The sequence below is a fragment of the Zavarzinella formosa DSM 19928 genome (assembly GCF_000255705.1).
Classification (GTDB): domain Bacteria; phylum Planctomycetota; class Planctomycetia; order Gemmatales; family Gemmataceae; genus Zavarzinella; species Zavarzinella formosa.
In genome coordinates, this window is record NZ_JH636451.1 from 109,783 (window position 1) to 121,207 (window position 11,425).

An 11,425-nucleotide genomic window follows, 5' to 3' on the forward strand; every position below is an offset into this window, starting at 1 on the left:
TGATTTGCGCTGGCAGATCGAACTGTTCTTCAAGGAGTTGAAAAGCACATTGGGCTTCGCCCAATGCCGCCTGCGCCGGTTCGAGGCGACGGAGGGATGGCTGGAGCTGGTCCTGGTGACGTTCCTGTGGCTGGAGTGGCATCGGGCGAGGCAACTGGCCAAGTCCGGCCTGACGACGAAGCAGAAAGAGCGCTGGCGACACCAGCGAACCCACGGCCTCTGCCTGGCGGTCCGCCGCCACAGCGAACAGGCCGACTTGGAATACCTGGCCCGCGCCATGCAAACACCCGGCGGAATCCGGCGTTTGCGACGAAAACTCCGGCAGGCCATCCCGGCCGAGTTTCGCACCGCCGGATAAAAAGCGCAACTTCAAAACGCGCCAGCGAGGGTGCCGCGATTTCCACCGGTCCAACGATTTCCCGACGGGCGATGACCGTGTTATGCGGTGTGGCGGGAGAGGGGCAAGGGGGAGCCGGAGGGGTTCTCTTGCGCTTCATCTCGGGCAGTCATTCATGCCGATCCGATGTCATTCCTCATCATCAAGTTGCCGCAACCGCCGGTCGGCGTCGAAGGTCGGCGGGGGAAGGGCCTCGGCCAGCTTCAAGGCTTCCTCTTCCGTGATGTCTGTTCTGGCCGTGCCGTGGCCCCGGAAGACCGGGAGGTTTTTGCGGAGGGCGATCATCTCCCGCCGGGTGCGGCCCCTCGGGGTGTCCTTCCATTTGCCGATGCGCTCGTGGAAGTCAAAGAAGACCGGCACGATTTGCCGGATGTATTTCCAGTAACCGGGGTTGTCCGTCTGGATCACGAACAGCCCGCCGGGCTTGAGACTTCGATGAGTCCGGGCCATGAACAGCGGCGTGATGAGCCGTCGATGCACTTGGGACGGTTCGTAATACGGCTGCGGGTGGTAACAGTGAATCTCATCCACCGAATGCGGGGCCACATGGCGGTCGAGTAGTTCAAATCCACCGCCGACTGCAAAGCGCAGATTGGACAGGCCGCGTTGATTCCCCCGTTTGCGGGCATAACGAATGACGACCGGGAGCGTGTCGATCCCCAAGTGGTCATGATCCCGGCGCGCCCACGCGCTGCCGATGAGGTAGCGGCCGTTGCCGCAACCCAGATCGATCACGACCGGGGCTTCCCGGCCGAACAGATCGCCCCAGATGATCGGCCCCTCGTCGGGGTATTTCTTGAGGGCGGTCTGGGTCCATTTGGAGGGGTCGAGGATCTCCCCGGCGAACGGCACACCAAACTCGCGCTCGATTCGGCTGGAATCCATGAACGTGTTCCGATTCAAAATCCGTGTTCAAATCTTGCGGAGCAAATTGACCATCTCGATGGCCGTCACGGCGGCCTCATAACCCTTGTTCCCGGCCTTGCCCCCGGCCCGGTTGATCGCCTGTTCCAAGGTGTCGCAGGTCAGCACGCCGAAGATGACCGGGATGCCGGCGCTTAGCCCCGCGTGGGCGATGCCGCTGGTGGTCCCGCCGGCGACGTGGTCGTAATGATCCGTGTCCCCTTTGATGACCGCCCCGAGGCAAATGATCGCGGCATACTTGCCGGACTTGCCCAATCGCTCGGCCACCAGCGGAATCTCAAACGACCCCGGTACCCGGACGACATCCACCCGGTCATCCGGCACGCCATGCCTCTTGAGGGCATCCAGCGACCCGCCAAGGAGGGCATCGACAATGATGGAGTTAAACCGGGCCGCGATGATCGCGAACCTTCCTGTCGGGCTGGACAGATCACCTTCAATGAGCATGGCCGTGAGCTTTGAGCTATGAGCCGTGAGCGAAAACCACAAACCATGAGCCGCAAGCCAAATCCTCAGAGGTCGCCCCTCTGCTGGCTCGCTGCTCATGGCTCATGGCTCATGGCTCATGGCTCGGTTACAGGTTCATATTCCCCATGAAATCCGCGTTCGTCTTGAACCGGGCCATCCGGTTCGAGAGCATTTCCATCGCTTCGATCGGGTTCATGTCACTCAGCACTTTGTGTAGGATATAAACCCACTTGAGTTCTTCCTCGCTGCGGAGCAATTCCTCTTTGCGGGTGCCGGAGGCCGTGATGTTGATGGCGGGCCAGACCCGCTTGTCCACAAGGCGGCGGTCAAGGTGCAACTCCATGTTGCCGGTTCCCTTGAACTCCTCAAAGATCACGTCGTCCATCCGGCTGCCGGTCTCGACGAGGGCGGTGGCGATGATCGTCAGCGAGCCCCCTTCCTCGACGTTGCGGGCCGCCCCGAAGAACCGCTTCGGCTTGTGCAGGGCGCTGGCGTCCACCCCGCCGGAGAGGATCTTGCCGCTGGAGGGGACTTCCGCGTTATAGGCCCGCGCGAGCCGGGTGATGCTGTCCAGGAAGATCACGACATCGGTGCCGTATTCCACAAGCCTCTTGGCCTTTTCGATGGCCATTTCGCTCACCTGGACGTGCCGGCTGGTCGGCTCGTCGAAGGTGCTGGAAATCACCTCGGTGCGGGGGCCTTTCACCGTGCGGGACATTTCCGTCACTTCTTCCGGCCGCTCGTCGATCAGCAGCACGATGACGTAGCATTCCGGGTGATTCTTCAGAATGTTCACGGCCATTTTCTGCAACAGCACCGTTTTCCCGGTGCGGGGTGGAGCAACGATCAGGCCGCGTTGTCCCTTGCCGAGCGGGGTGATGAGGTCGATGATCCGGGTGTTCAGTTCGCCGTCGGCTTCCAGTTTGAACCTCTTCGTCGGGTGCAACGGCGTCAGGTCGTCGAACACCACCTTTTGGGCCAGTTGTTCCGGGTCCTGATGGTTGATGGCCTCGACCCGCAACAAGGCGAAATAACGCTCGTTCTCCTTCGGCGGCCGGATTTGCCCGGAGACGACGGCGCCGGTGCGGAGGCCGAACCGGCGGATCTGGCTGGGGGAGATGTAAATATCGTCCGCGCAGGGCAGATAGTTGTAATCGGGGCTGCGGAGGAAGCCGAAGCCGTCCGGGAGGATTTCGAGCGTCCCTTCGCCGTACATCAGGCCGTTTTGTTTGACACGTTCCTTCAAGATCTTGAAGATCATGTCCTGCTTTTTGAGGCCTACCCATTCTTCAGTGGGGATCTCCTCATCCCTGGCCAGTTGTTGAAGCTGGACCATCGTCATCTGCTGGAGTTCGGTGATGTGCGTGCCGCCGCGCTTGATCTCCTCGTAGCGGTTGTTCACCTCGTCGTCGAAACCCGCGAAGCCCTCGGCCTCGGCGGGAGTCTGGACTCGGGCGGGACGGACATCGGCTTCGCGCGGCGGGGCCGCCGGACGTTCCCGGAGGGAAGGCCGGGGGGCTCTTGCTTCGCCGGTGATTGGTTCGGACATGACAAACGACTCCATGAGACATGAGAAGAGCAGGCCGTCGCCGGGGGTCGGTGAATCTGACCCTGAGAATACCGGAGAAGACCGGGGAAGATCATCAGACGAGGTTCCAGGACGAGACGAGGTCGTCCACCTGCGCCCGCGTGTGTTCGGGCGTTTCGGCGTTGTTCACAATCGCGTCGGCGAGTTCTTTTTTTCGTTCGGGGGGCATCTGCACGGCCTCGCGGCTGGCCAGGTCGGCTTCGGTCCAGCCCCGCTGGGACTGCACCCGCCCCAGCCGGACCTCTCGCGGGGCGTCCACATAGACGAGTTTGTCGCAGGCATTATTCCAACCCGCTTCCAGCATCACGGCGGCGTCAAGGATGACAAACGCCACGGCCGGGTCGGCCTGCGCGGCGGTAATCTCTTCCTCCAGCCGTCGCCGGATGTACGGATGAACCAGATGCTCCAGCCTCGCCCGCTCGACCGGGCTGGGGAACACGATGGCGCCGAGTTTCCGGCGATCCACCTGCCCGTCCGGCTTCAGGATGTCCCGGTGGCCCCAAAGCTCGGTCACGCGGGCCAGAATCGCGGGATCACGCAGGGCCTCGTGGCCGACCGGATCCCCGGCGATCACCCGGCCGCCGTGCCGAACCAAGGCGTCCGCCACCGTGCTTTTCCCGGCCCCGATGCCGCCGACAAGACCGATCACCATTTTGTGTCTCCGTTCGCTCATGGCGTCTCCGGCGGGGTAATTCCGGCTTGTTTGAGAAGCTCGCGCATTCGTTGAATCTCTTGATTCTTGGCGGCAATGACTTCGTTTATGGTGGCGATGCTTTCGTCCTTGGCGGCGATCAGTCGGGCCGTCAAGGCGGCCGTCTCGACTTTGGCTTTCGCCACTTTTTCCAACGGGGTCAGGATTGGTTGTCCTGTTTGCGCATCCGCCAATCGCAGTTGATTGCCCTCGGGCCGAAGCTTCACGCCCAATTGCCGGGAAATCAAAAAGCCATCCTCATCCGGGCGAATCTGCTGGTAGCGGCCCTCTTCGAGATAAAAACCATGGAGCGGCTTATCCATGTACAGACCAGGGCCGTCGAAGACGAAGTATTCCCGCACCCCTGTCCGTTCGTAGATTTCCCGGTATTTGCCCAACACGGCCCGGCGTGTCCGATGCGACACGGTTTCGATGATAATCCCCGGCACGATGCCGCCATGCTTCCAACTCTTGTACGACAGCCGGTTATGATCAAAAGGCACACCGAAAATCACCATCAGATCCGCATCCCGCGAGGCCGTTCGATTTCCTTCTTCCCAATACCAAAACATGTTGCAATGCATCGATACTTCATGGAACCGGGGTTCCAAAAGCTCCCGAGCCGCCTCCCAGATACCGATGATGCTGTTAATTTGACGGGTCGATTCGCCCAAGGGTCGCCCGTCTGAATAGGGATATCCCTCTTCATCACAGATGGTGGGTCGGCCGATGAACGCATATTTGCCGAGTCCCCGTTTGCCTCCGTCTGGGTTCATGGGGTCTCCGTGGGAGGGATTTAGTTCGTCAGTTTTCATGTGACTTCCTCCCCCTCCAGCCAGTTCGGTCCGGCTGACACATCGACTTCCAGCGGCACGCTCAGGGTCATCGCTCCGGTCATCTCACGGCGCACAAGATTCGCCAGAGCGCCAACCTCGGCGGGCGGGGCCTCGAATACGAGTTCGTCGTGAACACTTAGCAACATTCGTGCCAAAAGCTTTTCTTCCTTCAGTTTTCGGCTCACCCTCAAAAGAGCCAGCTTCATCAAATCGGCGGCGCTGGCCTGAATCTCCATGTTGATCGCCTCGCGCTCGGCCCCGTTCCGCGACTGGTAGCTCGTTTTCGGCCGGATGGCCGACGGATCGAACTTCCGCTGCCGGCCGAGGATGGATTTCACATATCCGTGTTCGCGGGCTCGTCGCAAGAGGTTGTCGTGGTAGGTCAGCACGGCCGGATATCGGGCAAAGTAATTACTGATGAAACGGTCCGCATCTTTCCGGTCAATCACCAGACGCTCGGCGAGACCGTGTGCGCTCATGCCGTAAATTACGCCAAAGTTCACAGTTTTCGCCACGCGCCGCATGTCGGCGGTGACCGCCTCGGGGGCGACGCTGAAGATTTCGCCAGCAACCTGGGTGTGAATGTCCCGGTTCTCGGCATAGGCCGCCCGCAGGTTTTCATCCCCGCTGAAGTGGGCCAGGAGTCGAAGTTCGATCTGCGAGTAATCGGCGGTGACCAATCTCCAACCATCTTGCGGAATAAACGCCTGCCGGATTTCGCGGCCAAGGTCCGTCCGGGCGGGGATGTTTTGCAGGTTCGGATCGCTGGAGCTTAACCGCCCGGTCGCGGCCACCGTCTGGTTGAAGGATGTATGCACCCGGTTGGTTTTGGGGTTTACCATCACCGGCAGGGCATCCACGTAGGTTCCCTTCAACTTGCTGATCTGCCGATGCTCGATGATCTTCTTCGGCACCGGATGGCCGAGGACTGCCAGTTTCTCAAGAGTTTCCTGGTCGGTGCTGGGTTCGCCGGTCAGGTCGGTCTTCTTGAGGATCGGCAGCTTCAAATCCTTGTACAACACATCCCGTAATTGTTTGAGGGAGGCGATATTGAACTCCTTGCCCGCCCCCTCGTGGATTTCCTTTTCGAGAATCCCCAACCGCTCGGCCATCTGCACCGAGAGTCTCTTCAAGTACGGGACATCCAACCGGATGCCCGTCGCCTCCATCTCGGCCAGCACGGCGATGAGCGGCACCTCGACGTTGTCGTACAGTTCCCGCACGCCCATCGGAGCGAGTTGCGGTTCCAGCAATTCGGTGAGCCGCCACGCGGCGTCGGCATCCTCGGCGGCGTAGGCGCAAACCTTCTCCACCGGGACTTGGTCCATCGTCTTCTGGTTCTTGCCTTTGCCGATCAGTTCCGTGATGGAAATGTTCTCGTGGGCAAGATACTTCCGCGTCAGTTCGTCAAGCCCGTGCGACCGTTCCCCGGAATGAAGCAGGTAATGGGCGAGCATCGAATCGCCCGCCACCCCGCGAACTTGAATATTCTGGCTGGCCAGCACCAGTTGGTCATACTTGATGTTTTGGTTCACCTTCTGAACCGCCGCGTCTTCCAGAATCGGCTTCAGGGCGGCGAGGGTGGCCTCCGGCGGCAACACTTGGTCCCCGGCGGGGCCGCGAACGGGGAGATAATACCCCTCATGCGCCTTCCATGAAAACGCGAGGCCGACGATGTCGCATTGCAACGCATCCAAGCCGGTGGTTTCCAAGTCAAAGCAGAAACGCGGCTGGGCCTTGAGGTCTTTCAGAAACTGGTCAAACAATTCCGGCGTGTTGACCAGCGTGTAGGTGGCAGCCCAAGTGTCCGGCCCGGCGTTGGCGCCGAAGGCAAAGTCGCCCGCTCCTTCCGTCGGCGTCTCTTCCTCCGGATCGTCGAACAGCCCGCGGCCCCCCTTGGGTTTGGCGGCGGGCATCGGCGCCTCCAGCCCGAGCGCGGCCAGCAATTCCGCGTTCTTCGGCACAATCGGAACCTTGTCCGCCGCCGACTTCATGGCCGTGCGCACACGGGCCGCATAGGATCGGAAGCCGAATTCCTCAAACAAGGCAAGCAAGCGCTCATGGTCCCACGGCTGGCGTTTCCACTGATCCCATTCGAGCGGCATCGGGACGTTTCTTTCCAGCCTCACCAACGTCCGGCTTCGCTCCAAATCACCACTTTCAATGGCCTTTTTCAGGTTCTCGCGTTGTTTGGCCTGCTTGACCTCATGGGCCTTGGCGACGAGGTTGTCCAGCGTGCCGTAGGTTTGCAATAACTTGGCAGCCGTCTTCTCACCGACGCCGACGACGCCCGGCACATTGTCCACGCTGTCGCCGATCAACGCCTGAAAATCCACCGCCTGCTCGGGCGTGATGCCCCAATCGGCCAGCAGTTCAGCCGGGCCGAGGGTGGTTTTCTTCCGCAGGTCATACATCCGCACGCGGTCGGTCAACAGTTGGCGGCAATCCTTGTCGTTGGTGCAGAGAAAGACTTCGATTCCCTTTTCATGGCCGTGATGGGCGAGCGTCGCCATCACGTCGTCGGCCTCGTAATTGGGAACGCCAAGGACGGGAACCCGCATCGCCTCCATGATCGATTGAATCATGGGAATCTGGGCAATCAGATCATCCGGCGCCGGGGGCCGGGTCTTCTTGTAGTCCGGGAAGATCGTGTCGCGGAAGGTGCCGCCGGGGGGGTCGAAGGCGCAAACCAGATAATCCGGCCGGATCTCGTCGAACAGGGTCAGCAGATCGCGCGTGAAACCGAAGGTGGCGTTGGTGGGCCGCCCGTCGGGGGCCGTCATCGGCGCGAGGGCGTGAAACATGCGATAAATCAGGGCATGTGCGTCAACGACGTAAAGCGTGGCCGGTGAATCGGGCATGGCTGATCGCGTTCCGACAAATGAAACAGACGGGAAAAAACCGACGCCAACTGACGATCGGGGTGCCAGGAACCAACCAATGGCCGGTCAAGATTCAGTGAGCGGGGCCGGGAGGGAACCACGTTCGCGGGGAATTCGACCGATTCAGTGGACAGACGGGAATCATGCTTCGGCGAGTTCCACCTATCCTCCAAGGTACGCCTGCCGGGGGAGCCTGTCAATGAAAACCCCGCCAAGCCGGAAGACGTAGGTCCGGCAAAACTTTCTAGCCTGCCCGTTTGACCGGTATTCGCCCCAAGGGGGCGCTCGAAAATAGCCAGGGGCGGCCGCCGCCCCTGGACAACGACAGCCAGTTTTGAACCCGCCCCAACGGGGTGGCACAACCAGCAAGTGCCGCCCCGTTGGGGCGGAAAACTATTTATCGGTGAATGGGTTCCAGGGGCGGCGGCCGCCCCTGGCTATTTTCGAGCGCCCCCTTGGGGCGAATACGAGTTGCCGACGTGTGTCAGAAAGATTTGCCACACCCGGAGACGTTCAAATTTCGGCAAAATGTTCAAAATGTGGCCTCATTGTTTTAATGATGGCAAAACATGATTCCCGAACTTGCCGGAATCCGGGATGATCCCGCTTGGATTTGCTTGCGCCGTGTTAGTTCAATCTTACCGTGGCTCACCGGAAACTCGTAAATCGAAACCATGCGAATCGCAATTCTCTCCGGCGGGGACGGCTGGCACGTCCGCGATCTTCAACGGGCGGCTTCCGCTCTCGGGCATGTGGCCGAGAGCGTTGATTTTCGCAATGTCTCCGCCCATGTTCCGGCCGGTCATCCCTGCGCCGAACTGGCGAATTACGACGGCGTGATTGTGCGGACGATGCCCCCCGGTTCATTGGAACAGGTCGTCTTCCGGATGGATGTGTTGCAGGCGTTGGAAGCCCGCGGCATCCCCGTGCTAAACCCGGCGAAGGCCCTCGAAAGTTGCGTGGACAAATACCTCGCCTTGGAACGCCTTCGACAACACGGATTGCCGGTGCCGGAAACCATCGTCTGCCAGCAGGCCGATGCCGCGATGGCCGTCTTTGAGGGACTCGGCCGGGATGTGGTGGTCAAGCCGATCTTCGGCTCCGAAGGTCGCGGCCTGATGCGGATCACCGATCCCGAACTGGCGTGGCGGGCTTTCCGGGCCATCGAACGCACCGATGCCGTGCTTTATCTCCAAAAATTCATCCCCCATCCGGGCTGGGATTTGCGGGCCTTCGTCCTCAATGGGCGGGTGATCGCCGCGATGAAACGCACCGCCAACAACGATTGGCGCACCAACGTGGCCCAAGGGGCGAAAGCCGAGGCCGTCACGCTGACATCCGAGCAAACGAAACTGGCCCTTGATGCCGCCAAAGCGGTCGGAACGATTGCCGCCGGGGTGGATCTGCTCCCCGGCCCGGCCGGGGCGTGGTATGTGGTGGAGGTGAACGCCGTTCCGGGCTGGAAATCGCTGGCCCCGACGACGGGGATCGATGTCGCCTCACTCATGATTCAGGCCATCGAAAAAATGCCCGAATCCCGGCTGGTGAACGCCGAATCCCGGACAAGGTCTTCCATGCAGGTTCAAACCGCCTGCATGTGGGAGGTTCTTGCCCAAAAGGCCGGCAATGTCCACCCCGGCGCCCGCTTTCGGGACATGACGCATCTCGATTTCCTGATGAGCGGCATGGCCATCGCCCCCGTCTTGGGAAACGCCGTCGGGAAACCGTTGGGCGAAACGATTCTGGAAGCCATCCGCGCCACCCGGCGGGTGGTGAGGTGCAACACCAATCTCGGCATCGCCCTGCTGCTGGCCCCGCTGGCGGCCGTGCCGGAAACGGATGATTTGCGGGCGGGGTTGATTCGGGTGTTGGAGGCCACCACGGTTCAAGATTCCGTGAACGTCTACGAGGCGATCCGGCTGGCCGTCCCCGGCGGATTGGGGGAGGCCCCCGATCAGGATGTGCGCAAGCAACCCACGCTTCCCTTCCGCGAGGTGATGGCGATGGCGGCGAATTACGATCAAATTGCCGCCGAGTATGCGAACGGATTTCTGACGATCTTCCAACTCGGCGTGCCGATGTTGCTGGAGGGTTTGCAAATCCACGGCCGGCTGGAACGGGCCATCCAGTATCTGCAACTTCGCTGGCTCGCCACCCACGAGGACACGCTGATTTCCCGCAAACGCGGCCCGGTGATCGCCCGCGAGACATCCAGACAGGCGAGGGACGTGCTGGCCAACGGCGGCCCCGGAAGCCCCGCCTACGCGGAGTTCGACCACTGGCTCCGGGCCGACGGCAACGCCCGAAATCCGGGGACAACGGCCGATCTCATCACGGCTTGCCTGTACGTCGCCCTGCGTCAGCGTACATTGACGGTTGACACCCCGTGGTGATCCACCCCGACGCCCTCCCCCGACGGAAGACGCATGGCCGAGCGATACACAGTCCGCGTGACCAAGGATTATCTGGTTTTCTGCTCCGGTCACTTCATCACCTATGAGGGGAGCCAGTGCGAACGGCTGCATGGCCACAACTATCACGTCGCCGCCTCGGTGGAAGGCCCGCTGGACGAGAACCACTATCTGTTCGACTTCGTCGCCCTCAAAAACATCATGCGCCGGCTGACGGACGAACTCGACCACTTCATGATGATCGCCACCCAAAGCAAGCTCATCATCGCGGACATCACCGACGAACGGGTGAAACTGAACTTCAAGGGCAAGGAATGGATCTTCCCGCGAAGCGACTGTGTTTTGCTCCCCATTGAAAACACGACGGCCGAACTGCTCGCCAAATATCTGACCGGCCGCTTGTTGGAAGAACTGCGAACCCATCAACACTTTGTCCCGGAAGTGGCGAGGATGGAAGTCGAGGAAAGCGTCGGCCAGACGGCGACGTATGAATGGCGGCGGGGGTAGGGGCAGAGCGGATTTTAAATTGACGTGACGACCAAAGCGCCTTGTTTTTCCGGTCCAACGGACCGAAAAAACAAGGCGCTTTGGCCGCCAAGCCTGTTTGAAAGCCACTCTATGGCAGAGTTCCGCAAGGTGTGGCGTAAAGGTCAGATCCCTATAAAGGTTACGTCTTTACGCCCGGCAGGACGCCGCTCTGACGACTCTCCGGAAGGATGATCGGCCGGGTCGTCAGCCCGTCGGAGAGCCGTTGGACCACCGGGAATCGCGGTACCCTCGCTGGCGAGTTTTGAAGTTGCGCTTTTTATCCGGCGGTGCGAAACTCGGCCGGGATGGCCTGCCGGAGTTTTCGTCGCAAACGCCGGATTCCGCCGGGTGTTTGCATGGCGCGGGCCAGGTATTCCAAGTCGGCCTGTTCGCTGTGGCGGCGGACCGCCAGGCAGAGGCCGTGGGTTCGCTGGTGTCGCCAGCGCTCTTTCTGCTTCGTCGTCAGGCCGGACTTGGCCAGTTGCCTCGCCCGATGCCACTCCAGCCACAGGAACGTCACCAGGACCAGCTCCAGCCATCCCTCCGTCGCCTCGAACCGGCGCAGGCGGCATTGGGCGAAGCCCAATGTGCTTTTCAACTCCTTGAAGAACAGTTCGATCTGCCAGCGCAAATCATAAAGTTCGACCAGTTCGGCCGTCCGGAAATCCGTGCGGTTGGACATCAGGATTTTCTGGATCTC

General features: G+C 60.9%; 10 protein-coding genes. 3 read left to right on the forward strand and 7 right to left on the reverse strand.

All coding sequences use genetic code 11. The features are described from left to right. Window positions 1–358 (forward strand): transposase (locus BGIM_RS55570; protein ID WP_040892097.1); only part of this gene is annotated, 358 nt, incomplete at its 5' end. A 168-nt stretch (window positions 359–526) separates the two neighbouring features. On the opposite strand, the gene trmB is transcribed toward BGIM_RS55570, so the two are convergent. The 6 genes from trmB to polA all read right to left on the reverse strand — a co-directional run bounded on the left by trmB (window position 527) and on the right by polA (window position 7,765). Then, window positions 527–1,282: a tRNA (guanine(46)-N(7))-methyltransferase TrmB gene (trmB, locus tag BGIM_RS0143060; RefSeq protein WP_020475778.1), complete on the reverse strand. Its 756-nt coding sequence runs from the start codon at window positions 1,280–1,282 to the stop codon at window positions 527–529. 27 nt (window positions 1,283–1,309) lie between these two features. After that, window positions 1,310–1,768, reverse strand: coding sequence for a 6,7-dimethyl-8-ribityllumazine synthase (ribH, locus tag BGIM_RS0143065; protein WP_020475779.1), 459 nt, complete (start codon window positions 1,766–1,768; stop codon window positions 1,310–1,312). A gap of 127 nt (window positions 1,769–1,895) precedes the next feature. Continuing rightward, window positions 1,896–3,338: a transcription termination factor Rho gene (gene rho / locus BGIM_RS55575; protein WP_020475780.1), complete on the reverse strand. Its 1,443-nt coding sequence runs from the start codon at window positions 3,336–3,338 to the stop codon at window positions 1,896–1,898. A 94-nt stretch (window positions 3,339–3,432) separates the two neighbouring features. Beyond that, window positions 3,433–4,050 (reverse strand): dephospho-CoA kinase, encoded by a 618-nt coding sequence (gene coaE / locus BGIM_RS0143075; protein ID WP_029631869.1) that lies wholly within the window; start codon window positions 4,048–4,050, stop codon window positions 3,433–3,435. After that, window positions 4,047–4,883, reverse strand: a complete 837-nt coding sequence (locus BGIM_RS0143080) for a Uma2 family endonuclease (RefSeq protein WP_084760567.1) — start codon at window positions 4,881–4,883, stop codon at window positions 4,047–4,049. The genes coaE and BGIM_RS0143080 overlap by 4 nt, the downstream gene beginning before the upstream one ends. After that, window positions 4,880–7,765: a DNA polymerase I gene (gene polA, locus BGIM_RS0143085; protein WP_020475783.1), complete on the reverse strand. Its 2,886-nt coding sequence runs from the start codon at window positions 7,763–7,765 to the stop codon at window positions 4,880–4,882. The genes BGIM_RS0143080 and polA overlap by 4 nt, the downstream gene beginning before the upstream one ends. 695 nt (window positions 7,766–8,460) lie before the next feature. Here polA and BGIM_RS64155 point away from each other — a divergent pair. Next, the gene (locus BGIM_RS64155; protein WP_020475786.1) at window positions 8,461–10,179 is read left to right on the forward strand and encodes a RimK family alpha-L-glutamate ligase; all 1,719 of its coding nucleotides are present in this window, start codon (window positions 8,461–8,463) and stop codon (window positions 10,177–10,179) included. Between the two features lie 33 nt (window positions 10,180–10,212). Further along, the gene (locus tag BGIM_RS0143105) at window positions 10,213–10,704 is read left to right on the forward strand and encodes a 6-pyruvoyl trahydropterin synthase family protein (protein ID WP_020475787.1); all 492 of its coding nucleotides are present in this window, start codon (window positions 10,213–10,215) and stop codon (window positions 10,702–10,704) included. Window positions 10,705–11,002: 298 nt separating this feature from the next. Here the strand turns inward: BGIM_RS0143105 and BGIM_RS0143110 are convergent. Next, on the reverse strand, window positions 11,003–11,425 hold a 423-nt coding region (locus tag BGIM_RS0143110), incomplete at its 5' end, for a transposase (RefSeq protein ID WP_029631872.1).